We start from the raw sequence: 24,863 nt of genomic DNA, 5'->3' as shown, positions 1-24,863 counted from the left end.
CCTCACCCCACCTCCTTCCCACCCCGCAACCGCCGCAGCGCCAGTGCCAGCGGCATCAGCGACACATTCTCCACAGACAGCTCGTCGCCAGCGGCGAAGGGATTATCGAGATCGGTGATCAGGTAGAGCAGCTTGATCAGCAGGAAGGAAATCACACCGATGAAAAACATCGATTCACTGAACGGTTCGATGTCGGTGAGCACCAGACCCACGGTGAGCAGGCCTGTGCCGAGATAGGCCATGCCATACACCGACGGCACGAAGGTGGTTTCCCGGATCACCTCGATGCGATGCACATGGCGGCGGATCGTGGCCAGCTCGAGCAGCAGGCGAGCCTGCAACGGCGCCGGGTTCCAGGCGCGCAGCTGCTCAATCAGCTGCTGCAGGGCATCGAGCTGATCCAGCAGCAGGGCCACACCGCCGCCATCCCGCATCCAGCCAAGCAGAGCCTCACTGAAGGCCGTCAGCGCCGCCAGGGCCGGGCGGATCTCGGCCTCTGGGTGCAACACCTGCACACCGCGCACTTCACTGGAGAGGCATTCCATCGCAGCGGCCAGTTCCGCCGGCATCGTCTCGCCCTCCTTGTAATCCAGCAGCACCCCGTTCAGCAGGAAGCCCAGCAGCACCACCTCGGAGGCCACCAGCGCCGGAAACAGCGGATTGGGGGCCAGCACCTCCCACCCCAGCCGGCGCACCAGCAGCTTGGTGACGCCGATGCCCGCCAGCACCAGGCACACCCGCAGGAACGCCCACAGCCGCCGCAGCTTCGGATCGCGCACCCCATCGAGCTCCGCCGGTCCGGCGGCGGTGTCAGTCACGCCCTCATTCCCCCTTGGAGTCGGCTGAAGGCAGCGCAGACGGTGGCAGCACTTCCAGGTGCGGCGGGTTGGGGGCGGTCTCCGGGCCGATCAGATCGACGGCGGTGCGTTGCACCACCAGCCGGAAGCGCAACGGCGCCTGGTTCTTGTTGATGAAGGCCTGCACGCCCGCCACCTGAGCGGAGGTGGGCAGGGAGGGATCCGTGACCCGCACCCGGGCGCGGATCAGGGGCGGATTCTTCTGCCAGTCGATCGAGAGACCCACCAGATCGATGGCCGGATCGCCGCCGAGGGTGATCGTGCTGCTGCGCAGTTGCTGCTCGATCACCTGCTCCACTTCCTTGGCCTTCGTTTCTTGCCGTGATTGGTTCAGCAGGCGAAAGAAGCTGCTGCCCAGTGGAATCACCAGCAGCGCCGTGAGCGCCACGCTGGTGAGACCCAGCCTGCTGTGGAACAGGCGGCTGCGGTACACCCGCTCCAGCGCGCCGAGTGCCGCCATCGCCCCCACCATGATGCCCAGCAGGTTGGTGGCAAACAGCAGCAGCGCCCCGTAGGCCTGGGCCCAGAACGACGAGGCCAGCAGGATTCCCACCACACACATCGGCGGCACCAGGGCCACGGCGATCGCCAGGCCGGCCAGCGCCGAGATCGCGTCCTTGCGGAGCTTGGCGAACATCGCCACCGCACCGGCCACCAGCGCCACGCCCAGATCCAGCAGGTTGGGGCTGGTGCGGTTCATCACCTCGCTGCCGAAGCTGGGGAAGGCCACCAGACGGCCCACCACCATCGCCAGCACCACGCAGATCACCACGCCCAGCAGCAGGGTGCGCAGGGCCCGCAGAAACATCGGCAGGCGACCCCGCAGGATCTCGAACGCCATCGCCTGCAGCGGCATGATCCAGGGAGCCACCACCATCGCGCCGATCACCACGCCGGGGCTGTTGGCAAGCAAACCCAGGGTGGCGATCAAGGTGGCGCCCACCGTCAGCACCACGAACACCAGATTGAAGCTGGCGTCCCGCTCGAACTCCTTGCGCAACAGCACAAGACGGCTGTCTTCCGGCTCGTTGATGGTGGACGTGGAGGTCATGCCGGAAGCCCTCATTCGGGTCGCGCATCATCTTCGGCCGTGATCCAGCGAGGCGCCAACGCGCCCGGCGCCGTTACAGCCAGATGCAGCCAGCCCCTTCTTCATGAACAATCCCTGAGACACCGGGGGCACTGGTCGAGGCAGCCGCTCCGCCCCCGTGGCCACCCGCGCCGTCTATTCATTCACAGGCTTTCCCGGCGCGCCGGTGCGCCACCTCTACCTTCACCACGACGGCTACCCCACCGGCGCCGCCTGGCGCTTCGCCATGGCGCTGCGGCAGCAGCAGCAGATGACCGCCTTCCTGGCCGCGTTCCTCAGCACCCAGCCGGGCGCCGAACCGTTGGCCGCCCCCGAGCAGGCCGCCGATGCCGACTACCGCTACCAGGTGCAGCTGCTCGCTGGCGACGTGGGCGGGGACGCTGCCTGCGATCCAGCCGGCGTAGAGGTGCAGTGCTGGCGGCGGCTGCCGGGCGGCAACAACTGGCAGGCCCGCTGCCGGCCGATGCCCCTGGCCCAGTTCATCCGGCGTTTCCTGCCCGGTGATCCGCTCTGAGCGACGTTCGGCAGCTTCAGCGCTTGCGCTTGAGGTAGCGGCGGATCTGGGAGGGCCAGTCGCCCGGCAGGTCCCCCTCCCGCAGGCTCGTGTTCGACATCGACACCACCAGCGGCCAACCCCCCAGTTGCAGGCTGCCCGCCACATGCACCAGCACCGCCAGGCCGATCACAAGCCAGGCCACCAGATGCAGCGAATACACCAGGTGGTGCAGTTCGCCGTCACGCAGCCAGTCTTCCTGCATCAGCTTGCCGGTGGCAACCGCCAGCACCAGCGCCACCAGCGCCATCGCGTTGGTGGCGCGCCGCAGCCGCGCCTTGCCGAGCGTGAGCGCATAGGCGGTGAAGGCCAGGCCCACGGGCAGCAGGAACCAGCCCACCTGGCCATGCAGATCGATCCAGCTGCCTCCCGGAACGAAGGGCAGCCGTCCCCAGCGGCCGTCGTAGCGGCTGTACACGAACAGCCCGCTCAGCCAGCACCCCAGCACCAACACCGCCGTGAGTCCGTGCAGCAGCCTCAGCAGCGAGGGTTGGTAAGGGCGCCCCATGGTGTTCAAGGGTTGTCGGCACAGTGTGCCACAGGCCTGCCACTGGAGCTCCGCAGCAGCAGGTGAAGGCTGCGGATCAGGCCGGGGTTTTGCTGCAGACGCCGTCCATCAACTCTTCGCCACGGCCGTCTCGCTTCGTCAGGGCGTGTTCCTTGAACCTGAGGCTGCGGCGGTCGATCGTGGTGCGGTGCACCTCATCGTGGCCGTGGTCGAAATGGATCACCGCGGGGGCCACCCGGGCGGGGATCCCGAGGGCACGCTGCTCGGGGCTGGGCACTCCCAGGGCAGCTTCATCGCCGTCGTTGTCATTAAGAGCGAAGGCGTTCGACTCCTTTTCCAAGAACGTGATCGTGTCGTGGCCGGACTCCACCGGAAGGGTCAGGCCATCAGCGAAACGCACCTGATCCTTGCCGTGCCCCACCTCGACCCGAAAGTCCTTCAGGCCCCTGGGATCGTCGCTGTGGCGGCAGACGATCGACAAAGGCGGTGAAGGACCACACCGGGCAACAACGAAGGCCAGCAGGCCGAGGCCCGCGGCGACGGCCAGGACCAGCCCTCTCCGCCCACCGAGCATGCCTGAATCAACGGCAGACATCGCAGTTTTGCCGTGTATCTCTGAGTATGAATCGGCGCCTCCAGGAGCACGGCGGTGCTGACCAGGGCTGGCCCCGCGAAGCCAAGGTTCAGAGATTCAGGAAAGCCGCGATCCGTGCACCGAGCCCCATGGAGAGAGGCATGGATGGTGGGCAGGCGACGGACCAGATCCTTCACCTGCGGTGGGGGGGTTGGCCGCTGCTGGTGGGGATGTCTGGTGAGGATCCAGCTCATGTCCTGGTTCGCCATTCATGCGCAGCTGCCATTTCCGCTGCAGCGGGCGGCTTTCAGTTCGCACAGGCGTCAGTCAGGGAGTGCAGGGTCTGCACCTGGCCTGGCGAAAGTGCAAAGCTCAGATCACCTGCAGAACTGACGACTGTCATCTCCAAGGGCACGCCATCACTCGGGGTGGGGTTGAGACAACTGGCGTCGTACTGGGACGAAGCCACCGTGGTGGCGCCATCGTTACTCGCCATGAGTTCGCCGCTGCGGTTGGCAAGACTCCAATTCTGACCACGCCCATCACTGAGCATCAGGGGACGGGCATGATCCAGTTTGAGCCCGTCAGACTCCGCCGTCAGTTTCAGGCGCAGACCAGCAGACGAATCAATGTTTGATCGTTCATAGAGCACGGCCCCCAGCCGGTGGCCCGAACCATCCTCAAGGTTCCAGTTGCCCGAGCTATCGGCAGCCATAGCAACCGATGGGCTGCACAGTGTGCCGAGCACAAACAGTGCAAAGGTCATCACCCAGAGGGTGCCATGAGCGGCAAAACGCCGAAGCCATGCGAAAAACGGGAAAGTGAAGGATGTCTTCATGGTGAGAACTGTATGTTTACGCCCTCAACCTAGTCAGATCCGAGGCAAGAAACCGGCGGGAATCCTCTCTCCTGGACAAGCGCAAGCCTTGCTACACAAGGGGCAATTTATACCTTCATTTCTCAACATCTTTCGCATTGTCGATAAATCTCTGGCGGGCTTCCCCGCCAGCTCACTGCCATCCACCGGCACCAGGACGTGGCGGGTGCTGCTCGTGGGGGGCTGAGCGGAGGGCTCCCTCAGATCAGCGCAGCGAGGTGAGGACAATGCGCTTCTGCACCCCATCGGGCAGGTTGCGGGAGACCGGACAGAGCTTCATGCGTTCCTGGATGGAGGCGATCGCCTCCGCATCGGCGAGGCCCCGTTCCTGCTCGGAGGCGGCGGCATCCAGCTGGATCCGGAAGTCGCCCTCCACCCTGGCCACGATCCAGTCGCTGCTGGTGGTGACGACCAAATCAGCCTCCACCTGCTGCAGCGGAATGGCCTTCTCCCTGGCATTGGCCACCAGATAGAAGTGCTGGCAGAGCAGCAACGCCATGAGATACATCCGGAATCCCGGCATGGTGAAGCTGAGCAGCTGGGGTTCCCAGGCGCCGGAGTCGCCCAGGAACTCCACCACCAGGTCATGGGTGGCGCGATCCGGAGCGGGGTGGCTGCTGCGCAGCCTGAACTGGAAGGTGCGTTCACTCATGGTGCGATTGAAACGGCTGAGGATGAGGAGACCGGAGCGGCTGACCGGTGCGCAGCCTGCAGGCTCTGGCGGCTGGAAGCCATGGGAGCAGCGGGCAGGTGGTCGTGGCGACGCCAGGCCTCGGCTCCGGTGAGCAGGGCCGATCCGATCAGAAGCGCGGAGAACCCCTGGCGCAGCCGCACCTCCGGCAGGTGAGGCGCGAGCCGCTGTCCCACCACCGTCCCCAGAAAACCACCAGCCACCAGTGGAAACAGGAGCGGCAGGTGAGCGGAGGGCCAATGCCCCAGGGCGGCAAGGGCGACCAGGGAATTGGTGGAGATCAGCAACAGGCTCGTGCCGCTCGCCAGCGGCATCGACAGACCCGCCAGCAGAACAAGAGCCGGGACGATCGCAAAACCACCGCCCACCCCGGCGACGCCGGTGAGCAGGCCCACGAACACGCCCTGGCTGGCCAGCAGCACGGGGGAACCCGCTGCGCGTCCGTCATTGGGACGACGCTCTCTGGCACTGCGGCGATTGAGCAGCCAGGAGGCCAGCAACGCCGCTGCCGTGAAGATTCCCAGCTGCAGCGGCTCCGGGATCAGACCAGCCTTCACCAGCAGGCCGCCGATCCAGCTGCCGGCGAGGGCCGGCACCCCCAGCACCAGGGCGGGTTGGATCGCGATCTGGCGGCGGCGGATGTAAGGGCCCACATTGCCAAGGGCCAGCAAGGTGACGACAAGCAGCGAGAGCGGAACCGCGGCCTTGGTGGGCAGGGCCGCACCGCTCACCAGCAGGGGCAACAGCAGAATGGAGCCGCCCGCCCCGAGCACGGCGAGCAGAAAGCCGATCAGGGCGCCACCCACCACCAGCAGCCCCACGGTCGAGGCGTTCATGTCCCCCGCGATCCCGTCGCCACCTGGTTCCAGGGCATCACAGCCAGCAGCCGCGCCATGCCGCAGAAGCCGCTCAGGCCCGCGAAGGTGAGGCCAGCCCCCACGAATCCGCTCAGCCAGATCCAGCCGGGAGCCACTGTCTGGCTCAGGATCACCCCCAGCAACACCAGGCTTCCTGCCACGATCTGCACCTGGCGCATCAATGGCAGTGGTGCTCCTTTGAGCTTGCGCACGGAGAAACCAGCCGCCTGCCAGGCGGGGATGCCACCGAGCAGGTCAGCCACCGGATGGGGGTGACCCTTTTGCAGAAGCTGGGTCAAGGCCTTGGTGCTGCGGTTACCGCTCTGGCAGACCAGCACAAGCGCTCCGCTCGGCAGGTCGGCCCGGGTGAGGCGCGAGAGGGGAACGTTGAGGCTGCCGCTGATGTGGCCGGAGGCGTACTCCATCGGTTCGCGCACATCGATCACGGTGACGCCTTGAGCCGCCAGCTGGTCGGCCAGGTCATGGGCGCTGATGCGGTGGAGTTGTGCAGCTGCAGGGGTGGAAGCCATCGGTGGAGAAGCAGAGAACGGGGCAATGCCGAAGCGGAGTCGGTGATCGAAGCGGGGTCGGTGATCAGAGCGATCAGGGGCGCACCCCTCAGACAGGGATGGCGCCATCCAGCGGGAAGCCCTCGGCCGCCCAACGGCTCAGGCCGCCGTGCAGGTTGGCCACCTGGGCGTGACCAGCCTTCAGCAGTTGCTGGGTGGCAAGGGCGGAACGACTGCCGGAATGGCAGACCACCACCAGCGGTCGACCGGTGGGGATCTCGCTGGAGCGGCCTTCAAGCTCCGGCAGGGGGATGAGCAGGCTGCCGGCCACCCGGCCGTCGGGGCCGTTGAATTCCTCCGCAGAGCGCACATCGAGCACGGTGAGATCGCTCTGATGGGCAACCACCCAGGCCGGTGTGAGTTCAGGCAGGCCGGCGTAGCTGCGGGTCAGGGGCGCCCAGGCGGGAACGGCCGCCAGCTCGCGTGGCTTGCCGGAGCGCATGTTGCCGGGCAGGGCTTCGGCGATCTTGTGGGGATGGGGAAGCTTCATCGCCTCCATGTGGCCGACGAAATCCCGCTCGGTGGCATTGCCACCAAGCCTTGCGTTGAAGACCTTCTCCTCGGCAACGGAGGTCACGCTGCGGCCGGTGTAGTCGTGGCCGGGGTAGAGCAGACAGGCCTCGGGCAGAGAAAGGATCTGCCCCGTGATCGAGGTCCAGAGGGTGTGGGCGTTGCCCTGCTGGAAGTCGCAGCGGCCGCAGCCGCGGACCAGCACGGCATCGCCGGTGAAGGCCATCGTCTGGTCATCGAGCACGTAGGTGAGGCAACCGTCGGTGTGGCCGGGGGTGGCGCGCACCTCCACGGCGCGCTCGCCGAAGGGAACCCGATCGCCGTGACGCAGTGGCAGGCTCACGTGCTCGGCACCGACAGCAGCGGCCAGGCCAATGGCACTGCCGGTGGCGGCGTGCATCAGCCAGCTGCCCGTCACGTGGTCGGCATGGGCATGGGTGTCCAGGCAGGCCACCAAATCGATGTCCAGTTCACGGATCAGGGCAAGATCGCGGTCGTGCTGCTCGAAGACCGCATCGATCAGCAGGCCCTGGCGGCTGCGCACATCGGCCAGCAGGTAGGTGAAGGTGCCGGTGTCGCCGTCGAAGAGCTGGCGGAAGAGCAGGCTGCCGCCACCGGCGGCGGCGGCGAGGGAAAGAACAGACGCGGGAGCGACGGCCATGGGTGGTCCATCAGCAATTGCTATGAGTTTAGCCGCATAGAGGGCATAAAGGCAACTCTTGCTAAGCCGCAAGCCGTCACCTACTCCAGTTCCACTGCATAATGCTGTAAGCGACATATTTGATTGCCATGGCTGCGCCCGTTGCCGGGTCCCTGCCGAGCCCCCAGCTCCTCGAAGAACTCTGTGGTTTCTTCCGTCTGCTGAGCGAACCGGCACGCCTGCAACTGCTCTGCCAGCTCAAACAGCAAGGAGCCATGGATGTGGCCTCCCTGATCGAGGCCACGGGTTTCAGCCAGTCCCACATCAGCCGCCAGCTGGGGCAGCTGCAACGGGCTGGCCTGGTGCGTTGCGAGCGGGATGGGGTGCGGCTGATCTACACCGTTGCCGATCCCTTGGTGGATGAACTCTGCAATCTGGTGCAGGGGCGTCTGAGGCAACGGTTTGAGGAGCAGCTCCGGCAACTGCAGCCGGTCTGATCACGGCTGTTTGAATGCCAGCCCCAACGCGCGCACCAGCGGGGCGAACGGCTTGAGGAAGCGGCTCTCGTGCAGGCGGCCCTTGAGCACCCGGTGCCAGTACACCCAGGGAAACACACGGGTTTCCACCAGAAACATGCTCCAGCGCTCCTTGGTGGGATCCACCAGGAAGGAACTGACCGGCTGCAGCTCGTAGTTGAACTCCGCCATCACCACGCTGTGGAAACTGGTGATCAAAGGGCAGGCGGTGTAGCCGTCGTAATGGGCCAGCAGGGGGCGTTGATCGAGCTGAGCCAGCAGGTTCGCCACCAGCACCGGCGCCTGACCCCGGATGGCGGCCAGGCTTTTCGACGTTGGCAGTGAGCTCACATCGCCGAGAGCGAACACATCGGCAAAGCGCTTGTGCTGGCAGGTGTCCTTGTTCACTTCCACCCAGCCGCCCGGACCATCGATCGCCAAGGGGGTGTGGGCCACCACATCCGGCGCCGCCATCGGTGGCAACACATGCAGCAGGTCGAAGCGGATCTCCTCGCGGCGGGGCTCGCCCCCTGGCTCACGCACGTCGAACACCGCCACCTGCTCGCTGGCACGCACTTCGATCAGGTTGTGGAGCGTGCGGGCGTCGATGTGGCGGCGCGCCACAACCTGCTCAACGGTGGTGTTGTAGGCCTCCACCGGATAGAGCTTCGCCATGGCGGTGCAGAAGATCACGTGGCTGTTCACGCCCACGCCACTGGTGGCCTGAAACACGTCGTCGGCCAGGTACATCACCTTCTGGGGCGCGCCGCCGCACTTGATCGGTGTGGCCGGATGGGTAAAGAGGGCGATACCCCCCTGGAAGCCGCGGATAGCCGCCCAGGTGGCGATGATGTGGTCGCGGGAATAGGCGCTGACGATGCCATGGCTGCCGAGGGCCTCCGGCAGTCCTTGGATGTGGTTCCAGTTGAGCTGGAGGCCCATGGCCACCACCAACACTTGGTAGCTGATGGATTCACCAGTCGCGGTGATCACCCGCTGGGCCTCCGGCTCGAAGCGGGCGGCGCTGTCCTGGATCCAGCAGGCTCCCGGCGGGATCACGCTGGCTTCCGGCCGGTGGGTGAAAGCGAGTGGCAGCAGACCGGCGCCAGCAGGGATCCAGCCGGATTGATAGTCGTGAACGGTGGCGGGCTCGAGGATCGCCACATCCAGGCCCGGCCGGGCCCGCAGCAACTGGGCGGCCACGGTGATCCCGCCGGAGCCACCGCCCACGATCAACACCTGGTGGTGACGATGGCTCGCTGATCCGTTGGCGACCACACCACCTCCACAGCTTCAGGATCACTCTGAGGCCGGACGCCGTGGGGCGATCACCCTGCACACATAGCTTATTGTGTCTACACGCATAAAGGAATATGGCTAGATTGCAACTTCTGCGGTCAGGCGGATGACTCCAGGTCAGCGGCGTGCACCCTCAACCCTGGCGGCGCCTCCGCTGCGGCTGGTGAAGCACGGGGGGATTTTCACCGCGGTGAATCCGTCCGACTGGCTCCGGCACTGGCGCCACCCCAATCACCTGATGCTGGCGGTTCCCTGGGCGGGCTTCTTCGGGCTGGTCGCCGCTGGCTATCTACTGCTCAATCTGCTGTTCGCCCTCCTCTACCTGATCGATCCGCACGGCATTGCCGGGGTGGCCGGCAGGACGACCACCTTTTCGGAAGCCTTCTTCTTCAGCGTGCAGACCCTGGGGTCGATCGGCTATGGAGCCTTCCATCCCACCAGCCTGTACACCCATCTGGCCGTCATCGTTGAATCGCTGCTGGGGTTGATCGTGATCGCCCTGATAACGGGGATGGCGTTCAGCCGCTTCTCCCGCTCGTCGGCACGGATCCTGTTTTCTGATGGGGTCACCGTTCACGATTACGACGGTCGGCTCACCTTGATGTTTCGCGTCGCCAACGAACGCCGCAAGACCATCCTGGAAGCCAGGGTGCAGGCCTATCTCGCCATCGATGAGCGCACAACGGAGGGGCACCGAATGCGGCGTCTCCACACGATGACGCTGAGCCGCGATCGCTCACCCCTCTTTCTGCTCACCTGGACGTTGATGCATACGATCGCTGCCCATAGCCCCCTGCACGGACTGACGCCCCAGGATCTAGCCGCCAGGAAAGCGGACATTCTGATTTCTTTCAGTGGCATTGATGAAACCCTGGAGCGGCCGATCTATGCCCATCACTGTTACTCGTTCACCGATGTGCTGTTTGGCCGCGGCTTTGTGGACATGATGCAGGAGGAAGGTGAGTGCAAAAGTTTCGACTTTGCCAATTTCAATCAGACCTACACCTGCCCATCCGCAAAACCGTCCTAACCAGCTGGAGAAGCGTTAAACGCTCAGCTCAGCTCCACCAAGGCTTCTCGCCGGTGCGGGGATCGCTCTCACTCCAGGTGCTAAGCAGCACCCGTTCGCTTTCCACAGCCACATGGGCGAGGGCCAGGGGCAACGGGGCAGGGCCGCGGACCACGGCCCCCTCCGGGTCGTACTGGCTGCCATGGCAGGGGCAGATGAACTTGTTTTCACCGCTGTTCCAGGGGACCACGCAACCCAGATGGGTGCAGATGGCGTTGAGGCCGATGGCACCGATGGCGCCCTCCCCTTCGACGATCAGATAGGTGGGATCACCCTTGAGGCCCTGCACCAGGCTGCGGTCACCGTCGCTGTGGCTGGCCAGCCAACCGCTGGCCGCGATCGGATTGCCGAGTTCGTCCAGGGCCAGGGCACCACCCGAGGCGCCAGCCTCCATTGGCGGGATGAAATAGCGCAGCACCGGGTAGAGGGCGCCGAGCGCCACCCCGCTGACAGCACCGAAGGTGAGCAGATTCATGAACTGGCGACGCCCCAGGCTGGGGACCTCGTTGCTGGCAGGTGGTGCGGGAGTGAGAGTCATGGCTGGAGCGCGAAGGGTTGTTCGTGACGTGATACGTCCACTGGAGCTATGGGTTGGCGTTGCTGTTGGTCAGCGCCCGGCTGCGACCAGTGCGGCCTGAACCTCCGGCAGGTGTACGGCGTACATGCCGCGCAGATCTCCCACCTTGAAATCAAAGGCCTTGTCGTCGGGATAGTTCGCCTTCACGAAGGCGGGGCGGCTCTCCTTCGAGCCGTGGCAGGCCATGCAGCTGGGGACCACATCAATGCGGCGGTAGTAGTTCACGCCGGCTCCCTGCTCGGCGGAAGCCGGCTGCCACAGGCCTGTGATCGCCGGGTGGCGTTGGAACAGATCGATCACGTCCTGCTCCTGAGCGTTGGCGGGGGCATGGTCGGGATTGCGCGTCTTGCTGGCCACCTGGCGCACCTGCCAGCCGTGCTCCTTGCCGATCGCGATCGCCTTCATTCCCACCGGCTTGCACACCTCCTTCATCGTTTCGATGGTGGGGGCATCGCTCTGGTCCTCCAGGGTGGAAGCCAGAGCGATGCGCATCCGGTCGAGCTGCTCCATCTCCGCCACCGCGCTGGCCAGCTCCGCCGGCTCCACCGGAGAACGGGCCAGGCTGGCGTGAGCCAGCGGAGTGGCGCAGAGCAGCACAGCAGCGAGCACCCCCAGTGCCATAGCGGCAAGGGCCGAACGGACCAGGGCCCGCAGTGGCAGGAGCAGATGGGACATGGGGAGCTCCGGGGGTGGGGGTTAAAGCGGCTGGGTGGGGGTCAAAGTCCCACTAACCGATCGCTGGAGCGGTGAGCGCCACGGGGGTGCTGGAACTGGTGGCCAGATCCAGCGGGAAGTTGTGGACGTTGCGCTCGTGCATGGCCTCAATGCCCAGCCCACCGCGGTTGAGCACATCGGCCCAGGTGTTGATCACCCGGCCCTGGTGGTCGATCACGGAGTGGTTGAAGTTGAGGCCGTTGAGGTTGAACGAGAAGCTCGCCACCGCCAGTGCCGCGAACCAGATGCCGATCACCGGCCAGGCGGCCAGGAAGAAGTGCAGGCTGCGGCTGTTGTTGAAGGAGGCGTACTGGAAGATCAGACGACCGAAGTAGCCGTGGGCAGCCACGATGTTGTAGGTCTCCTCCTCCTGCCCGAATCTGTAGCCACGGTTCTGGCTTTCGACCTCGGTGGTTTCACGCACCAGGGAACTGGTGACCAGAGAGCCGTGCATGGCGGAGAACAGCGCCCCGCCGAACACACCCACCACACCGAGCATGTGGAAAGGGTGCATCAGCACGTTGTGCTCGGCCTGCAGCACCAGCATGAAATTGAAGGTGCCGGAAATGCCGAGCGGCATGCCGTCGGAGAAGGAGCCCTGGCCGATCGAATACACCAGCAGCACGGCGGTGGCGGCGGCCACGGGCGCTGAATAGGCCACGGCGATCCAGGGGCGCATGCCGAGCCGGTAGCTCAGCTCCCATTCACGCCCCATCCAGCAGAAGATGCCGATCAGGAAGTGAAAGATGATCAGTTGGTAGGGGCCACCGTTGTAGAGCCACTCATCAAGGCTGGAGGCAGCCCAGATCGGGTAGAAGTGCAGGCCGATGGCATTGGAACTGGGCACCACCGCGGCGGTGATGATGTTGTTGCCATAAAGCAGGCCGCCGGAAACGGGCTCACGGATGCCGTCAATGTCGACGGGTGGGGAGCCCACGAAGGCGATCACGAAGCAGACGGTGGCCGCCAGCAGGGTGGGGATCATCAGCACGCCGAACCAGCCCACATAGAGGCGGTTCTCGGTGCTGGTGACCCAGTCCTTGAAGGACCCCCAGGAGAGACCCGGGAGGCGGCGTAGGGACGTAGTGACCATGGTGTCGAAACACGAAGGACGGGGGAGAAGCGACCGCTCGCCACAGGGACGACGGTTCACCGCCAACGGCGCTCAGAGAAGGAACCGGCCGAGCAGGGGCACAAGCAGGCATCACGTGAGTGGAGTTATGCGGTTTAACGCCTAAACCCACATAAATGCTAACGCTGATATCCGTGCCCGCGCGTGCCTCCCCCTTTCAGCGCCTATCGGTAGACCGGCATAGGGTCGAGAGGCCCGCAACCTCTGCAAACCATGGCCGTTTCATCAGGGAGGGCGCCCAGGCTTCGCGCCGTTGGAGCCACCGCTGTCGTGCCAGCGAGACTGCTGGCTCGCCTGCTGGTCGCGGCGCTGGCAGTGGTGATGTTCACAGCCGGCCTGTCGCTGCTGCCAGGGGCTGGCATGGCGGAGGGACAGGCCATGGCGGGGGCCTCTCCCCAGCGCTGGACGCTCAGTGATGCGGCCGGCCAACGCTGGGGCCTGGTGTTGTTCGAGCAACCCGATCACGCCGATCCCGCAGGCCCGCGCTTACGCCTGAATGCCCTGACGCCGGGTCTCCGGATCGATCACCTTCGCCCCTTACAGGTCGACGACGGAGCGGGTCAGCAATGGCAACTGCCCAACCGCAGCGAGGAGCTGGTGGCGGCAGAAGAGACGGCACTACCGCAGGGAGCCGCCCAGTTTGATGTGGCTGGCCTGATGCCTGCCCCCAGCGACTTACGGCCCCTGCGTCTGCTGGTGCCGGTTGCCAATGGGGCCGCCGATGTTGCGCTCATGCTCGGAGCGGATCCCACCAAGCAACTGGCCCGACGAGCGGCCGGCCTTTGACAGGCCACCAGCGCCCTTTGAACCGGCATGGCAAGGGCGGGATTCACACCACACCCCATATCACACCATGGGATTATGATGGTGAGAACACATCAATACGGAGGAGCGGGCCATTCAGGCAGTTTTTGAAATAGTCAGATTCTGATCAGATCTTGCCCGCAAGCCATCCAACATCTGGGACCACCCCACCCATCGACTTTGATGCAGGACCTGGTTTCTCCCTCCCGATTGTCTCGGTTGTGGCGAGGCTATTGGCGTGGCTCTCCATCCGCATCAAGATGAAGAGGGCATGAATCCCTGGAATATTCTCTCAGTTCGTAGCGATCACACGTTATTCGTTGTGCATCACCCCCCTACCCCATGTTTAGGTCTGCCATGACTTCCATAACTCCCAACTCCAAGTCCGTAGGCAATGCTTCTCAGACCACGAGCGAGCGTGTTCGGATCATGCAACGTCAGCCACGCCGCATCTCCATCACCATCAGCCATCAGGTGTATCAAACCCTCCTGAACCGCTCGGAAGAGGAGGGTCGTTCCATGTCCAATCTCTGCGCCTTCCTGCTGGAGGAAGTGCTCCACCAGCAAGCGCCCGCTCCTGCACACAGCCAGGCCTATGCTCAGCCCCCAAGCACCAGCGAAAGAAGCCAACCGCAGCACAGCCACTCGATGCCTGTGGGAGTGTCTGCAACGAACGGTGCTTATGTCTGAGCCGCCCCATCGCGGTGGTGGCAGTAACCCCCAGGCACCTCTCAGGCCATGGCCTGCGTCTGCTGATGGGGAAGATCAAGGCAATAGCCCATGCCATAGATCGTTTTGAGAAAACGGGGGCGGTGCGGCTCCGGTTCGATCTTGGTTCTGAGGTGACGAATGTGGGTGCGAATGCACTCAATGTCGTCACCGCTGGGGTGGCCCCACACCTCCTTGAGAATCACCCCCCACGACACCGCTTGGCCATGGCGTTGCAGCAGACAGTGCAGCAGTTCGAATTCCAGCCTGGTGAGGCGTATCGGCTGGTCAAACCACTGCACCTCCAGCTGCTCAGGGCAAAGCGTGAGAGGCCCGAAAGAAAGGATTTCCGGTGTGACCAAGGCCAGCGGCGGTTCCAGCTGGTGGCGCAGCAGCGCCCGGATGCGGACGAACACCTCCTCCACCTGGAACGGCTTGGTCACGTAGTCGTCGGCGCCACAGTTGAAGGCCTTGATCTTGTCTTCCTTGCTGGCCAGTGCCGTGAGCACCATCACGGGCAAGCGGGCGGTGCGCTGATCACGGCGGAGGCGCTGCAATACCGAGAGGCCGTCCAGCTTGGGCAGCAGCAGGTCGAGCACGATCAGATGGGGTTGGTGCTCCATGGCCATGGCCTGGCCGTGGTAGCCGTCGCCGGCGTGCAAAATGCGCCAGCCCACCTGCTCCAGCAGCGGGGTGAGCACCTCGACCACCTCCGGCTCATGGTCGATGAGTTGGATCAGGGGTTGCACGCGCAACAGAAGGTACTGCAGGAAGAACTGACTCAATGCTGCAGACCTTCATCATCAAGTGAGCGGAATGTCTTGATAAAGAAATACTGAAGCTCCTGATTTGCTTATGATTTCAATCAACACTCTTTCGGTTTCTCAGCATCCGCCCTGCCTCGGCCCCAGTCACTGACTTGGATTTGCCCCCGGTCCTGGCCTCAGTCACCCTTTTGCACCGTGTCGCGCCGTGCTGCCGACCGTGGGTGCGTCCTCCCCGCTGCGCTCAGTTCGGCATCGTTACAAATTCCTCAGAAACGGTGGGGTGCAACGCCATGGTGCGATCGAAATCCGCCTTGGTGGCTCCCATGCCGATGGCGATCGCCGCCATCTGAATGATCTCGGCGGCGTGCTCGCCCACCATGTGGCAGCCCACCACCTTGCCGGTGGCCACCTCCACCACCAGCTTCAGCAGGCAGCGGGGGCCGCTCTTGGGCAGGGCCTGCGCCATCGAGCGGAAGCGGGCCCGATGAATGCGGATGCCATCGGCGCCGAAACGCTCGATCGCCGCTTCTTCGCTGAGACCCACGGTGGAAAGCTCCGGCTGGCTGAACACGGCGCTGGCCACCAGCTCGTGATCCACCTGGCGCGGCTTGCCGCCATAGACGCTGTCAGCGAAGGCGCGGCCCTCATCCACCGCCACCGGCGTGAGGTTGATGCGATCGGTCACGTCGCCCACCGCATAGATGTGGGGCACGTTGGTGCGTTGATCGGCATCCACCGGGATGCGGCCCGCCTCGCTGGCCACACCGGCAGCTGCCAGATGCAGCGGCTCCAGCCGGGGCCGGCGGCCGGTGGCCAGCAGCACACCGCCGCAGGCCAGCTGCTCGCCGTCCTGGGTGGTCACCTGCAGATCACCGGGGGTGCCGCTGATGGCGGCAGGGCTGTGGCTGAAGCGGATCTCGATGCCGGCCTCCTCCATCCCCTCGCGCACGGCGCCGGCCAGCTCGAGGTCAAAGCCCCGCAGCAGGTGATCGCCACGCACCAGCTGGGTGACGGCCACGCCCAGGCCATTGAGGATGCAGGCGAACTCACAGGCGATGAAGCCCGCACCCACGATCACCACCCGCTGGGGCAGTTCCTCCAGCAGGAACATGTCGTCGCTCACCCAGGCCAGCTCGGCGCCCGGCAGCACCGGCCGCTGGGGCACGCCACCAGCGGCGATCAGCACCCGCTCCGCCCGCAGGCGGCGGCTGGCGGTGGTGGCGGCTGCCTCACCGGTGATGTCTTCACTGGCCACCACGTCCACGTGATGGGAATCAGCGAAGCGGCCCCAGCCGCGCACGAGCTCCACGCCGGCCTTTTCGAGAAAGCCGATGTGCAGCCCATTGAGCCGGTCGACCTCGGCGCGCACATTGGCCAGCAGCCGTGCCGGCTCGCAGCGGGCGGCCTCCACCGTCCAGCCGAACGCCTCGGCGTCGTGAAGGATGTGGCGGTAGGCCGAGCCATACACCAACAGCTTCTTGGGCACGCAACCGCGGATCACGCAGGTGCCGCCCACCCGATCGCCTTCAAGCACCGCCACCCGGGCGCCGTAGGAGGCAGCGCGCTTGGCCGCTGCCAGGCCACCGGAGCCGGCGCCGATCACAACCAGATCGAAGCCGTCTTCAGCGGGTTGGGGGGAAGCAGTCACGGCTGATCGGAGCACGATGGCTTCAATCATGCAGGGCGGGGCGTGCCCCCGTGCCGGCCTGGCACTCAGCTCGGCAGCTCATCGAGCTGGCAGGTCTGCAGGTCGCAGCCGCTCAGGTCGGCGCCGCGCAGGTCGGCCTGCCGGAGATCGGCGCCATACAGGCAGGCCCCCACAAGGCGGGCCCCCTGCAGCCGCACCCCGGAGAGGCGGGCAAAGCTGAGGTCAGCGTCGGTGAAATCGGCACCGCTCAGGTCGGTGGGCTGATCCTGCCCGGGGCGGAAATCCGCCTCCACCAGACGCGCCTGACGCCACACGCTGCCGGCCGCCGCAATGCCCCGCAGGCAGCTGCGATGCAGGGCAGCGCCATTGAATTCCGCACCCTGCATGCGGGCGCCGGAGAGATCGGCCTCCTGCCAGGAACTGCCGTGGGCCATGAGCTGGCGCATGTCAGCGCCCCACAGCAATGCCTGCTGGAAACAGGCTCCTTCCAGCTGGCTGCCGCGCAGATCGGCGTGGCCGAGCCGGATGGCCCGAAACTGGCCGCCCCGCAGGTCGCAACCCGCGAGCACAAGCTCCACCGCATCGGCTTCAGGCAAGGCCAGACCTGGAAACGCCCGTTCACCGGCCGCCAAGGAGAGGCGCAGGTCGTTGATGGTGGCGGGCAGCCGGGTAGGCATTCAGAGGCTGGTGGAGAGGGCGTCGAGTTGCTGGCGGCGGGCTGCGAGCAGGAGGTCCTGGCAGGCGGCGATCAGCTGGAACACGTTGGGATCAATCACTTCGTAGAACACCAGGCTGCCTTCCGGCCGCCGCCGAACCACACCGGCAATCATGAGCAGCTTGAGGTGCTTTGACACGAGTGCCTGGCTGAGGCCGGTCTTTTCAACCACCGCCGTGACGTTCAGGGGGCCGTGGCGCAAACACTGGAGCACGAGCAGACGACTGGGCTCAGAAAAGACCTTGAAGTGTTCTGCCAGAGCTTCCATCATGCCTTCACGCCCTTCCACCGCCTTCGTGTCCAGACGCTCACGAACGTGGTGAGCCTACAGCTCGCAGGGTCAACTCCTCTTGCCGGGCTGCCTAACGGCAAGGCAGTGGGTTTGCGCCGTGGAAACGAAGCACACCAGAGAACGGCACAAGAGTTGAGTTCAGTTGAGGCACCACGAAAGCCTCTACCTATCCGCAATCGCTGCTCGTCGGGCGAGCAACCATCATCAGCACCATCTTCACGCGAAGGTGTACTGAGCCAATCCTATTGCGCGGGCTGGGATGCGCGCGCTGGCCTCGCGCTTGATGCTCGGTGCCGCCGTCTTCACCTTGAGCTGAACCTGAACGTTGCCGCGATCAATGCCGCTGATCATGCCTGAGCAGGATGGAGTGATCACTAACCCCGACTTCGATCACAAGAGTCTGCATGATCCACGTGAAGCGATAGAAATCATCCTCCCGCCGAACAACCGATGCCCAGCGCGACATCGCCCACACCGTTGACTGGTGCGAACCAGTGGCGAAACCAACAGGAAAGTCAGGAAACAAATCCGCTGACTCTTCTGCAGACTTCAGCAACACCTGCCTGGCCAGACGGCAAAACCTGGCGACCATCCGCACCCTCTCCACGGCCATGTCAGGGATCACTGAGGCGCACACAACCGCCACCGCCCCCAAACCGGCGTCTGCGATCAGCGAGCTTGCAGTGCTCCCCCCAGCTGCTAACAGCATGTGGCCTGCACAGAGCAGAGGTTCTGAGGATCGTTTTGAGCGGCCCGATGCACTAAGCCTACATCAGCTGATGAGCGACGAGAGGTTGTTTTTGGAAAGCAGCAATTCATCTTCCAGGCACTGTCGTAAGTGCTGGGTCATCTGCTGCATCAGGACCCTAAACGACTGTTGCTGTTCGGCATAGGTTGCGCTGTAGACGATGCCGATAACATCATCGTCAATCGGGGCTTGATCAAGCATGCAATAGACATAGGGCTTGGGCAGAGTATTCACCTGGAGTTGGTTCACCACCCTGGCCACGGTGTAGTCGTGCTGGCGAGGTTTACGGATCGTTGCCGGGAGGATGCGGTAACCATTGGTTTCCAGGCGACGCACCAGACGCGGATGATGAAGTGTTGGCTCCAACGCCAAGCGTTCAGAATCCTTGATGCCGAGTGTTGCCGCCGTATGGCGTGGGGCTAACCGCCAGAGCGGCGTACGCACCAATGCCTCCGCCAGCATCTGCTGGCCACGAAAGTGCACAATCTTGCGACCCCGCTCCAGATCCAGCTCGTAGATGGAGCCAACGAACGCATCACAAACCCGCTCACTAAGCAGTTGCAGGCTTCGGGAGATGTCCGCATGGGTGCGCGCCCAGCGCTCCATCATGAAGCCATTGCCACCAAATCGAATGAAGGGATCAGCCTCCACCCGGCACACACCCTCGGCTGTGCGCATCTTCTGAGCTGCCATCCGCAGGGTATCGAGCAGATCATAAAGATGGCGGCCCTCCGCCTTGGCGAGCAATTCTTCCAAACAACGATGGGCCCGGTTCAAGGTGGCCTGGGAGTATCTGCTATCCGCAGCGGCCCGGTTGCAACTTCCCGCGTAGGAGCACAGCTCGTAGAGAGGAAGCCACCGCATCACCATCCTGGTGTCTAGCCGTTCATTCATGCGGGCAGGCACGGAAGCAGAAGAATCTGCCACCACTCAACAGCCTGATGGAGCCATTAGCGTAATTCCTGCTCAGAAGTTGACCAGCTTTTGGCGAGTATGCAGAAAATAGTTAAGCCGCATTACTTTTTAATGCCAATAGTCCGGTTCTTCAGGGCCACTCCTGGCGTGATTGGCAGCTCCCAGACCCGGAGGGCCTGGATTGTCCGGAACGGCCACGTCTTGCTGGGTGAACCGGCTATCCACAATCTTCATGAAGTCAGATGATGAAATCCACTCCTCTTGCAGTGGGCAGTCCATGGGTGATTGCGCTTCCAATTCTCCATCCATGGCGTCTTGGTGGCGCTTACCCAGGAAGGGGAAGACACTGTGACAAATGATCCATGAAATTGTGCTATTTGTTGCGCGAGTCGGCTTGGCTTTGGTTATCCATTCACCATGAACCCTGCGGGGGGACATGGGCCCGTGTGAACCGGTGCGCGTCGGGACCCTGAGGCGCTCTGCCTGCTCGACACAGCCAGAGAGTGACGGCCCTTCTGAACCTGACCCAGCCGGCCTGATCGGTCCCAGTGCGGTTCGGCAGACCTGCCCTGCCCTCTACCGTGAATGGACGCACTCCACCACGTCCCTTGCCGGACCCTTCCACCATTCCCCTGAGCTGGCCGGACCTGGAAGCGCTGGCACCTGACCCCCCCGACAGGGTGGAGGGTCCGTGCAATGCCCAATCGCGGCTGCGCCTGTTCGGGCAGCCGGAGAGTGCCGTGCGCGTCACCCTGTACAGGGACCATCACGCCTGGTGCCCCTACTGCCAGAAAGTGTGGCTATGGCTGGAGGAGAAACGGATCCCCTACAGGGTCCGCAAGGTCACGATGTTCTGCTACGGAGAAAAGGAGGCCTGGTACGGGAACCTGGTTCCCTCCGGCATGCTGCCTGCCGTCGAGCTGGATGGCCGCCTCCATACCGAGAGCGACGACATCCTCGCGGCGTTGGAGCAGGCCTTCGGGCCTCTCGGCGATGGGCTGCTGAATGCGCGCGTGCTGCCCTTGCGCCAGCTGGAGCGGGAGCTGTTCCGGGCCTGGTGCCTCTGGCTCTGCCGGCCCGGCCTCACCCCCCGCGCCGAACAGCTCGCCGCTGAAGCCTTCGATCGGGTGGCCGAACGGGTGGATGGCGCCCTCGCCACCACTGCCGGCCCCTATTTCCTTGAACGCTTCGGCACCGCCGATGTGGTGTTCACTCCCTACATCGAGCGCATGAGCGCCAGCCTCTACTACTACAAGGCCTATGCCATCCGGCAGCGGCACGGCGCCATCGCCCGCTGGTTCGAGGCCATGGAAACCCGGGAGACCTACCGGGGCACCCAGAGCGACTTCCACACCCACGCCCACGACCTGCCACCCCAGATGGGGGGGTGCCACCCCAGCGGCACGCCCGCCCAGCAGGCAGCAGCCGAGCGGGTCGACCATGGACCCTGGCCGCTCGGTGCACCCGATCCGGAAACCTCTGTCCCCGAGCCCGCCGGTGCGGCAGCTGAAGCGCTGCAGCGGGTGCTGCGGCACCGGCACACCCTGGCCAGCGTGAATCCCGCCCCAGCCGAAGCCTTCGATCTGGCGCTGCGCTGCGCGCTCACAGCCCTGATGCGCGACACGCCCTGCCCGCTGCCTGCCGCGATCGATCCCGGTGCTGTGATGGGTCTGCGCTATCTGCGCGACCGCATCAGCGTGCCGCGGGACATGTCGCTCCATGCAGCCCGGCGCCTGCGTCAGGCCCTCACCGCCACCGCCGACAGCGCCATCGTGGCGATGGCGGCAGGCACGGCCGCTGCCATTCCCGCTGCGCCGGCACTCCCGTTGCGCCACCGCCGCGACCAGAATCCCGCCGCCTTCCATCGCGACGCGACGCTCACCAGCGACAGCCGCAGCGTGGCAGGGCGGAACCGGCCATGACCATCAGCCTGGAGCTGCTCGCACAGCTGCCTCTGGCGTTCACACTGCCGGACATCAGCACCGAGCAGCTGCAGGGGCTGCTGAGCCGCTGGGGCTACCTGGTGGTGTTTGCCGGCATGCTGCTGGAGAACGCCGGTCTGCCGCTGCCCGGTGAAACCCTCACCCTGCTGGGGGGCTACGCCGCCGGCAGCGGCCAGCTGCAGGTGGGGGGTGTGATCGGCGCCGCCCTGGTGGGTGCGGTGATCGGCGACAACCTGGGCTATCTGGTGGGGCGGTGGGCCGGCTGGACGCTGGTGCTGCGGGTAGGCCGCCTGCTGGGCCAGCGGCCCGAGCAGATGGAAGTGCTGCGGCGCCGATTCCTCCGCCATGCGGATGCCTCGGTGCTGCTCGGGCGCTTCGTTGCCGTGCTGCGGGTGATCGCCGGTCCCCTGGCCGGCGCGGTGGGCATGCCCTATGGCCGTTTCCTGCTGTTCAACTTCGCCGGTGCCGCCCTCTGGTCCACCACGATGGTGTCCCTGGCCTGGCTGGGCGGGCGCTGGATTCCCCTGGATCGCATGCTCTCGAGTGTGGTGGGCTTCGGCCTCGGCGCCCTGCTGCTGATCGTGCTGATCCTGCTGCTGCCCCGCCTGCTGAGCCGGCTGGAATCGCCCCTGCTGGAATCTGCCGCGCCGCAAGCCGCAGTGCCCCCCGCCAACGCCGGCCCCAGCGACCCTGCCACCCCCTGAGGCGCTCCGCGCTCCGCCCATGCTCCACCCCACCCGCAGGCGCCTTGGCGTCCTCCCACGCACCTGGCGATTCAGCGACATCCAACGCCGCCTAGCGCCGGCAACGGGAGCGTTGGTGAGCGTGGCGCTGCTGCTGGCTGCCGCGCTGCCCCCGGCCACGCTTGAGCGCCAGGCAGCAGCGGTGGAAATCCGCGGCTCCACCTACTTCGTGAAAGCCCCGTTTCAGCTCAGCCTGATCACCTACAGCTCGAACGTCTCCCAACCCTGGCCGGAGTACTACCTCACGATTCCGATGCCGGAGCAGGCCGGTGCGGCGCTGGGAGCGCTGGAGGTTCAGCAGATCGGTGGTGCCGACTGGCAATTCGACTTCGACGCCAGCCGCACCCGCGCCTTCATCGGCAAGCCGCGCCGCGAAGGCAGGTCCGTGCCGGTGGAGGCAAGCTTCGATGAGGCGCGGCGTCAGTTTCTGATCCGCTTCCCCCAGCCGCCCATGCCCGGCGAAACCGTGACCGTGTCGCTACGGCCCGTACGCAACCCGATCGTGGCCGACACCTACCTCTACACGGTGCGGGCGTTTCCGGTGGGGCCGCAGCCGGTGGCCAGCCCCGTGGGGGTGGGCCGGGTGCGCATCTACACCCCCGACTGGTATTGATCCGGCTGCGGCAGCAGGTCTTCGCTGCTCTGGTGCAGCTCGAAATCCTCGAAGCTGAAGCCCGGCGCCACGCAGCAGTGCACCAGGGTCCAGGCGCCGCTGCTGCGGGCCGCCTGCCACCAGCCGGCCGGGATCAGCTGAAACGGCGCCTGCTGCGGACGGTCCGGGTGGCGCGGGCCGAGTTCGAGCTGCTCTGGCGGCGCGATGGCGGGATCCTCTGCCCCACGCCAGAGCAGGAGCGGCGCACCGGCCAGGTGATGCCAGCTCTCCTCGGCGCCGTTCACGCGGTGCCAGCGGCTGGTCACCCCCGCCGGCAGCAGGAAATGAATGACGGTGAAGGCGGCGCGCGCGGCGCCGTCCTCGCGGTGCACCTGCAACGGCGAGCGATGGATCTCCCGGTAGAAGCCGCCCTCCGGGTGGGGCAGCAGGTTGAGCTCGGCGATCAGCTCGTTCATCACGGCGGCAGGGGGGCAGGAGACGGGGCGGTTTCGCCCACCCGATCGAGGTCGGCCAGGCCGAGCACCGCCTCGGGATGGAGATACCACTTGAATTCCAGCCAGTTGCCGGCCGGATCAATCAGGAAGAAGCTGCGGTGCTCCAGCATCTCGCCGGCAAAGCGGGTCTTGGCAGAGACCCCGAAGCGCAGCTGCTGCTGCCGTGCCCGCTGCTCAAGGGCCTCATAGTGGCTGGCGTCGGCAACAATCAAGCCGAAGTGGCGCGGGTAAATGCCCCGCTGCGGCGGATCAGACCCCTCAGCACCCTCGGCCGGCACCAGATGGGCCACCAGCTGATGGCCACCGAGGCCCAGCACCAGGGCCGTGGCGCTGCGGCGGCCGCGCCGGCAGCCAAGGCCCTCCACATACCACCGTTCGGTGGCGTCGAGGTCGAACGCCGGAAACGAGAGATGGAACAGCGCCTGCGCGGTCATGAGGGGAAAGCGCCGGCGCGGTCATCACAGAAAGGGACGCACACGCTCGGACCAGCCTGAAGGCTTGCGTTCAGAGCCGGCGGCGGAAGCCTTCGCTGAAGCCCGCGTTGGAGGAACGCTCGTCGTCGCTGGAGCGGCGCAGTTGCCAGACGTTGCGGCCGATGCGCTCGGCCACCACACCGGCACGCCGCACCCGGGGAGCGCCGGGACGGGCGCCCAGCAGCAGACCCACCTCATGGGTGGAGAGGGGAGCGCCGGTGCTGATCGCCAGCGCGATCGCTTCAAGCCGCCCCTTCATCGACTGGAGCTGCACCGGGCTTTCCAGATCGAAGCCATCGGCCTGGGCCACTGGCAGGCCGATCGCCGCGCCGCCCATGCCGCGCATCAGACCCAGACCCACCACCGCCAGCGCCTGCTCCGGCTTGACGCCCTGATCGATCGCGCCGGCGATCCAGCTGGCGAACGACCCATCCCCGCCGCCGTTCGGGTCGCGCGGGATCGGCGTGGTGGATCCGGTGGTGGCAGCGGCGGAGCTGGTGCGCTTGGTGGTCATGACCGGAAAGAGACACACGTGGCCGGAAATTACCGGTTCAACTGCGTTTCAACCAGTGGGGGGCGCCACTGAACCAGTCGCCGATGTCATCGTGATCGGGATGAAATGGGGCTGCAGGATCGGGATCGGCAAGATCCAGATCGCCCAGCAGGCGATCCAGGCCATCGTCTGCGTCGTGCAGACGCCGCCGCTCGGTTCGGCGCACCCAGCTGGCCACGGCGCCATCGCGGCTGGCGAACTTCTGGAGATAGATGCGTTCCTGCAGGGTCACCGGTTGGGCCGCTTCGATGCGGCGCAGGATGGCTTGCAGCTTCAAGCGGGTGGTGGGGGTGAGCATGGCGAGCGATGCAGCGGCAGGCCCCTGTGATAGCGGCGCTGGCGGACGCTGCTGTAGCCCTTCCCACCGAGCCCCGCGCAGCCAGGCCTGGTGGGGGCCGAACGGTAGGATCCGCAC

General features: G+C 65.4%; 32 protein-coding genes. 8 read left to right on the top strand and 24 right to left on the bottom strand.

The window, feature by feature from the left end; translation table 11 throughout:
* Positions 1-2: 2 nt before the first annotated feature.
* Complete coding sequence (locus ACWJI3_RS01495; RefSeq protein WP_480202599.1) at positions 3-818, bottom strand: hypothetical protein; 816 nt, start codon at positions 816-818, stop codon at positions 3-5.
* A 4-nt stretch (positions 819-822) separates the two neighbouring features.
* Positions 823-1,908, bottom strand: a complete 1,086-nt coding sequence (locus ACWJI3_RS01490) for a DUF389 domain-containing protein (protein WP_480202598.1) — start codon at positions 1,906-1,908, stop codon at positions 823-825.
* 157 nt (positions 1,909-2,065) lie between these two features.
* On the opposite strand from ACWJI3_RS01490, the gene ACWJI3_RS01485 reads away from it, so the two are divergent.
* Positions 2,066-2,461 (top strand): hypothetical protein, encoded by a 396-nt coding sequence (locus tag ACWJI3_RS01485; RefSeq protein ID WP_480202597.1) that lies wholly within the window; start codon positions 2,066-2,068, stop codon positions 2,459-2,461.
* A gap of 16 nt (positions 2,462-2,477) precedes the next feature.
* Here the strand turns inward: ACWJI3_RS01485 and ACWJI3_RS01480 are convergent, their stop codons facing one another.
* The 7 genes from ACWJI3_RS01480 to ACWJI3_RS01450 all read right to left on the bottom strand — a co-directional run bounded on the left by ACWJI3_RS01480 (position 2,478) and on the right by ACWJI3_RS01450 (position 7,747).
* Complete coding sequence (locus ACWJI3_RS01480; RefSeq protein ID WP_480202596.1) at positions 2,478-3,008, bottom strand: cytochrome b/b6 domain-containing protein; 531 nt, start codon at positions 3,006-3,008, stop codon at positions 2,478-2,480.
* A gap of 76 nt (positions 3,009-3,084) precedes the next feature.
* Positions 3,085-3,603, bottom strand: a complete 519-nt coding sequence (locus ACWJI3_RS01475; RefSeq protein WP_480202595.1) for a hypothetical protein — start codon at positions 3,601-3,603, stop codon at positions 3,085-3,087.
* A gap of 286 nt (positions 3,604-3,889) precedes the next feature.
* Entirely contained in the window at positions 3,890-4,420 is a 531-nt protein-coding gene (locus tag ACWJI3_RS01470; RefSeq protein WP_480202594.1) for a DUF3122 domain-containing protein, read from the bottom strand.
* A 244-nt stretch (positions 4,421-4,664) separates the two neighbouring features.
* Positions 4,665-5,111, bottom strand: coding sequence for an OsmC family protein (locus ACWJI3_RS01465; RefSeq protein WP_094510827.1), 447 nt, complete (start codon positions 5,109-5,111; stop codon positions 4,665-4,667).
* On the bottom strand, positions 5,108-5,986 hold the full coding sequence (locus tag ACWJI3_RS01460) for a sulfite exporter TauE/SafE family protein (protein WP_480202593.1): 879 nt from the start codon (positions 5,984-5,986) through the stop codon (positions 5,108-5,110). Before ACWJI3_RS01460 ends, ACWJI3_RS01465 begins: the two co-directional genes overlap by 4 nt.
* Complete coding sequence (locus tag ACWJI3_RS01455; protein WP_094510829.1) at positions 5,983-6,537, bottom strand: rhodanese-like domain-containing protein; 555 nt, start codon at positions 6,535-6,537, stop codon at positions 5,983-5,985. Before ACWJI3_RS01455 ends, ACWJI3_RS01460 begins: the two co-directional genes overlap by 4 nt.
* Before the next feature lie 88 nt (positions 6,538-6,625).
* Entirely contained in the window at positions 6,626-7,747 is a 1,122-nt protein-coding gene (locus tag ACWJI3_RS01450; RefSeq protein ID WP_480202592.1) for a rhodanese-like domain-containing protein, read from the bottom strand.
* Positions 7,748-7,875: 128 nt separating this feature from the next.
* Between ACWJI3_RS01450 and ACWJI3_RS01445 the strand changes: the two genes are divergently transcribed.
* Positions 7,876-8,223, top strand: coding sequence for an ArsR/SmtB family transcription factor (locus ACWJI3_RS01445; RefSeq protein WP_255099481.1), 348 nt, complete (start codon positions 7,876-7,878; stop codon positions 8,221-8,223).
* Here the strand turns inward: ACWJI3_RS01445 and ACWJI3_RS01440 are convergent, their stop codons facing one another.
* Positions 8,224-9,519 (bottom strand): NAD(P)/FAD-dependent oxidoreductase, encoded by a 1,296-nt coding sequence (locus ACWJI3_RS01440; RefSeq protein ID WP_480202591.1) that lies wholly within the window; start codon positions 9,517-9,519, stop codon positions 8,224-8,226.
* A gap of 259 nt (positions 9,520-9,778) precedes the next feature.
* On the opposite strand from ACWJI3_RS01440, the gene ACWJI3_RS01435 reads away from it, so the two are divergent.
* On the top strand, positions 9,779-10,570 hold the full coding sequence (locus ACWJI3_RS01435) for an ion channel (protein ID WP_480202590.1): 792 nt from the start codon (positions 9,779-9,781) through the stop codon (positions 10,568-10,570).
* 28 nt (positions 10,571-10,598) lie between these two features.
* Here ACWJI3_RS01435 and petC read toward each other — a convergent pair whose 3' ends face one another.
* The 3 genes from petC to psbA all read right to left on the bottom strand — a co-directional run bounded on the left by petC (position 10,599) and on the right by psbA (position 12,993).
* Positions 10,599-11,147 (bottom strand): cytochrome b6-f complex iron-sulfur subunit, encoded by a 549-nt coding sequence (gene petC / locus ACWJI3_RS01430; protein WP_480202589.1) that lies wholly within the window; start codon positions 11,145-11,147, stop codon positions 10,599-10,601.
* A gap of 69 nt (positions 11,148-11,216) precedes the next feature.
* On the bottom strand, positions 11,217-11,861 hold the full coding sequence (locus ACWJI3_RS01425; protein ID WP_480202588.1) for a Tll0287-like domain-containing protein: 645 nt from the start codon (positions 11,859-11,861) through the stop codon (positions 11,217-11,219).
* 52 nt (positions 11,862-11,913) lie between these two features.
* Complete coding sequence (psbA, locus tag ACWJI3_RS01420; protein ID WP_094510831.1) at positions 11,914-12,993, bottom strand: photosystem II q(b) protein; 1,080 nt, start codon at positions 12,991-12,993, stop codon at positions 11,914-11,916.
* Between the two features lie 309 nt (positions 12,994-13,302).
* On the opposite strand from psbA, the gene ACWJI3_RS01415 reads away from it, so the two are divergent.
* Together ACWJI3_RS01415 and ACWJI3_RS01410 are read left to right on the top strand one after the other, a co-directional pair.
* Positions 13,303-13,818 carry a DUF3122 domain-containing protein gene (locus ACWJI3_RS01415; RefSeq protein ID WP_480202587.1) on the top strand — a complete coding sequence of 172 codons (516 nt, stop codon included), beginning with the start codon at positions 13,303-13,305 and terminating at the stop codon, positions 13,816-13,818.
* A 375-nt stretch (positions 13,819-14,193) separates the two neighbouring features.
* Positions 14,194-14,526: a ribbon-helix-helix domain-containing protein gene (locus ACWJI3_RS01410; RefSeq protein ID WP_255099487.1), complete on the top strand. Its 333-nt coding sequence runs from the start codon at positions 14,194-14,196 to the stop codon at positions 14,524-14,526.
* Between the two features lie 41 nt (positions 14,527-14,567).
* Here ACWJI3_RS01410 and ACWJI3_RS01405 read toward each other — a convergent pair whose 3' ends face one another.
* The 7 genes from ACWJI3_RS01405 to ACWJI3_RS01375 all read right to left on the bottom strand — a co-directional run bounded on the left by ACWJI3_RS01405 (position 14,568) and on the right by ACWJI3_RS01375 (position 19,470).
* Entirely contained in the window at positions 14,568-15,293 is a 726-nt protein-coding gene (locus ACWJI3_RS01405) for a response regulator transcription factor (protein WP_094511053.1), read from the bottom strand.
* A gap of 259 nt (positions 15,294-15,552) precedes the next feature.
* Positions 15,553-16,959: a glutathione-disulfide reductase gene (gene gorA, locus ACWJI3_RS01400; protein ID WP_480202586.1), complete on the bottom strand. Its 1,407-nt coding sequence runs from the start codon at positions 16,957-16,959 to the stop codon at positions 15,553-15,555.
* 65 nt (positions 16,960-17,024) lie between these two features.
* The gene (locus ACWJI3_RS01395; protein ID WP_480202585.1) at positions 17,025-17,636 is read right to left on the bottom strand and encodes a pentapeptide repeat-containing protein; all 612 of its coding nucleotides are present in this window, start codon (positions 17,634-17,636) and stop codon (positions 17,025-17,027) included.
* Positions 17,637-17,942, bottom strand: a complete 306-nt coding sequence (locus ACWJI3_RS01390) for an ArsR/SmtB family transcription factor (protein ID WP_094511054.1) — start codon at positions 17,940-17,942, stop codon at positions 17,637-17,639.
* Positions 17,943-18,182: 240 nt separating this feature from the next.
* Positions 18,183-18,317 (bottom strand): hypothetical protein, encoded by a 135-nt coding sequence (locus ACWJI3_RS01385; RefSeq protein WP_255099489.1) that lies wholly within the window; start codon positions 18,315-18,317, stop codon positions 18,183-18,185.
* Complete coding sequence (locus ACWJI3_RS01380; RefSeq protein WP_480202584.1) at positions 18,301-18,579, bottom strand: hypothetical protein; 279 nt, start codon at positions 18,577-18,579, stop codon at positions 18,301-18,303. Before ACWJI3_RS01380 ends, ACWJI3_RS01385 begins: the two co-directional genes overlap by 17 nt.
* A 159-nt stretch (positions 18,580-18,738) precedes the next feature.
* Positions 18,739-19,470, bottom strand: coding sequence for a hypothetical protein (locus ACWJI3_RS01375; protein WP_480202583.1), 732 nt, complete (start codon positions 19,468-19,470; stop codon positions 18,739-18,741).
* A gap of 767 nt (positions 19,471-20,237) precedes the next feature.
* Between ACWJI3_RS01375 and ACWJI3_RS01370 the strand changes: the two genes are divergently transcribed.
* Genes ACWJI3_RS01370 through ACWJI3_RS01360 form a run of 3 tightly spaced genes read left to right on the top strand, consistent with a single transcriptional unit; the run spans position 20,238 to position 22,928 of the window.
* Entirely contained in the window at positions 20,238-21,551 is a 1,314-nt protein-coding gene (locus ACWJI3_RS01370; RefSeq protein WP_480202582.1) for a glutathione S-transferase family protein, read from the top strand.
* Positions 21,548-22,276 carry a DedA family protein gene (locus tag ACWJI3_RS01365; RefSeq protein WP_480202581.1) on the top strand — a complete coding sequence of 243 codons (729 nt, stop codon included), beginning with the start codon at positions 21,548-21,550 and terminating at the stop codon, positions 22,274-22,276. Before ACWJI3_RS01370 ends, ACWJI3_RS01365 begins: the two co-directional genes overlap by 4 nt.
* Positions 22,277-22,295: 19 nt before the next feature.
* Positions 22,296-22,928: a DUF2808 domain-containing protein gene (locus ACWJI3_RS01360; RefSeq protein ID WP_480202580.1), complete on the top strand. Its 633-nt coding sequence runs from the start codon at positions 22,296-22,298 to the stop codon at positions 22,926-22,928.
* On the opposite strand, the gene ACWJI3_RS01355 is transcribed toward ACWJI3_RS01360, so the two are convergent.
* The 4 genes from ACWJI3_RS01355 to ACWJI3_RS01340 all read right to left on the bottom strand — a co-directional run bounded on the left by ACWJI3_RS01355 (position 22,907) and on the right by ACWJI3_RS01340 (position 24,746).
* Complete coding sequence (locus ACWJI3_RS01355; RefSeq protein ID WP_255099493.1) at positions 22,907-23,383, bottom strand: cupin domain-containing protein; 477 nt, start codon at positions 23,381-23,383, stop codon at positions 22,907-22,909. The genes ACWJI3_RS01360 and ACWJI3_RS01355 overlap by 22 nt on opposite strands.
* Complete coding sequence (locus ACWJI3_RS01350; protein WP_094510842.1) at positions 23,383-23,856, bottom strand: VOC family protein; 474 nt, start codon at positions 23,854-23,856, stop codon at positions 23,383-23,385. The genes ACWJI3_RS01355 and ACWJI3_RS01350 overlap by 1 nt, the downstream gene beginning before the upstream one ends.
* Before the next feature lie 70 nt (positions 23,857-23,926).
* Positions 23,927-24,409 carry a hypothetical protein gene (locus tag ACWJI3_RS01345; RefSeq protein WP_233132800.1) on the bottom strand — a complete coding sequence of 161 codons (483 nt, stop codon included), beginning with the start codon at positions 24,407-24,409 and terminating at the stop codon, positions 23,927-23,929.
* Between the two features lie 37 nt (positions 24,410-24,446).
* A complete protein-coding gene (locus tag ACWJI3_RS01340; RefSeq protein WP_480202579.1) occupies positions 24,447-24,746 on the bottom strand; it encodes a hypothetical protein in 300 nt (99 codons plus the stop codon).
* Positions 24,747-24,863: the final 117 nt, after the last annotated feature.

It is taken from the genome of Marcopretia estuarina LEGE 06307 (assembly GCF_056633115.1).
The sequence above is the reverse complement of the archived record's forward strand: the minus strand, read 5'-3'. Positions and strand labels throughout refer to the sequence as shown.

What these genes read in the sequence shown, in the direction of transcription:
- ACWJI3_RS01490 (WP_480202598.1), bottom strand. Translation starts at nt 1,908, where the DNA reads ATGACCTCCACGTCCACCATCAACGAGCCGGAAGACAGCCGTCTTGTG.
- ACWJI3_RS01480 (WP_480202596.1), bottom strand. Translation starts at nt 3,008, where the DNA reads ATGGGGCGCCCTTACCAACCCTCGCTGCTGAGGCTGCTGCACGGACTC.
- ACWJI3_RS01475 (WP_480202595.1), bottom strand. Translation starts at nt 3,603, where the DNA reads ATGTCTGCCGTTGATTCAGGCATGCTCGGTGGGCGGAGAGGGCTGGTC.
- ACWJI3_RS01470 (WP_480202594.1), bottom strand. Translation starts at nt 4,420, where the DNA reads ATGAAGACATCCTTCACTTTCCCGTTTTTCGCATGGCTTCGGCGTTTT.
- ACWJI3_RS01465 (WP_094510827.1), bottom strand. Translation starts at nt 5,111, where the DNA reads ATGAGTGAACGCACCTTCCAGTTCAGGCTGCGCAGCAGCCACCCCGCT.
- ACWJI3_RS01460 (WP_480202593.1), bottom strand. Translation starts at nt 5,986, where the DNA reads ATGAACGCCTCGACCGTGGGGCTGCTGGTGGTGGGTGGCGCCCTGATC.
- ACWJI3_RS01455 (WP_094510829.1), bottom strand. Translation starts at nt 6,537, where the DNA reads ATGGCTTCCACCCCTGCAGCTGCACAACTCCACCGCATCAGCGCCCAT.
- ACWJI3_RS01450 (WP_480202592.1), bottom strand. Translation starts at nt 7,747, where the DNA reads ATGGCCGTCGCTCCCGCGTCTGTTCTTTCCCTCGCCGCCGCCGCCGGT.
- ACWJI3_RS01445 (WP_255099481.1), top strand. Translation starts at nt 7,876, where the DNA reads ATGGCTGCGCCCGTTGCCGGGTCCCTGCCGAGCCCCCAGCTCCTCGAA.
- ACWJI3_RS01435 (WP_480202590.1), top strand. Translation starts at nt 9,779, where the DNA reads ATGCTGGCGGTTCCCTGGGCGGGCTTCTTCGGGCTGGTCGCCGCTGGC.
- petC (WP_480202589.1), bottom strand. Translation starts at nt 11,147, where the DNA reads ATGACTCTCACTCCCGCACCACCTGCCAGCAACGAGGTCCCCAGCCTG.
- ACWJI3_RS01425 (WP_480202588.1), bottom strand. Translation starts at nt 11,861, where the DNA reads ATGTCCCATCTGCTCCTGCCACTGCGGGCCCTGGTCCGTTCGGCCCTT.
- psbA (WP_094510831.1), bottom strand. Translation starts at nt 12,993, where the DNA reads ATGGTCACTACGTCCCTACGCCGCCTCCCGGGTCTCTCCTGGGGGTCC.
- ACWJI3_RS01410 (WP_255099487.1), top strand. Translation starts at nt 14,194, where the DNA reads ATGACTTCCATAACTCCCAACTCCAAGTCCGTAGGCAATGCTTCTCAG.
- ACWJI3_RS01395 (WP_480202585.1), bottom strand. Translation starts at nt 17,636, where the DNA reads ATGCCTACCCGGCTGCCCGCCACCATCAACGACCTGCGCCTCTCCTTG.
- ACWJI3_RS01390 (WP_094511054.1), bottom strand. Translation starts at nt 17,942, where the DNA reads ATGGAAGCTCTGGCAGAACACTTCAAGGTCTTTTCTGAGCCCAGTCGT.
- ACWJI3_RS01385 (WP_255099489.1), bottom strand. Translation starts at nt 18,317, where the DNA reads ATGATCAGCGGCATTGATCGCGGCAACGTTCAGGTTCAGCTCAAGGTG.
- ACWJI3_RS01380 (WP_480202584.1), bottom strand. Translation starts at nt 18,579, where the DNA reads ATGGCCGTGGAGAGGGTGCGGATGGTCGCCAGGTTTTGCCGTCTGGCC.
- ACWJI3_RS01365 (WP_480202581.1), top strand. Translation starts at nt 21,548, where the DNA reads ATGACCATCAGCCTGGAGCTGCTCGCACAGCTGCCTCTGGCGTTCACA.
- ACWJI3_RS01360 (WP_480202580.1), top strand. Translation starts at nt 22,296, where the DNA reads ATGCTCCACCCCACCCGCAGGCGCCTTGGCGTCCTCCCACGCACCTGG.
- ACWJI3_RS01355 (WP_255099493.1), bottom strand. Translation starts at nt 23,383, where the DNA reads ATGAACGAGCTGATCGCCGAGCTCAACCTGCTGCCCCACCCGGAGGGC.
- ACWJI3_RS01350 (WP_094510842.1), bottom strand. Translation starts at nt 23,856, where the DNA reads ATGACCGCGCAGGCGCTGTTCCATCTCTCGTTTCCGGCGTTCGACCTC.
- ACWJI3_RS01345 (WP_233132800.1), bottom strand. Translation starts at nt 24,409, where the DNA reads ATGACCACCAAGCGCACCAGCTCCGCCGCTGCCACCACCGGATCCACC.
- ACWJI3_RS01340 (WP_480202579.1), bottom strand. Translation starts at nt 24,746, where the DNA reads ATGCTCACCCCCACCACCCGCTTGAAGCTGCAAGCCATCCTGCGCCGC.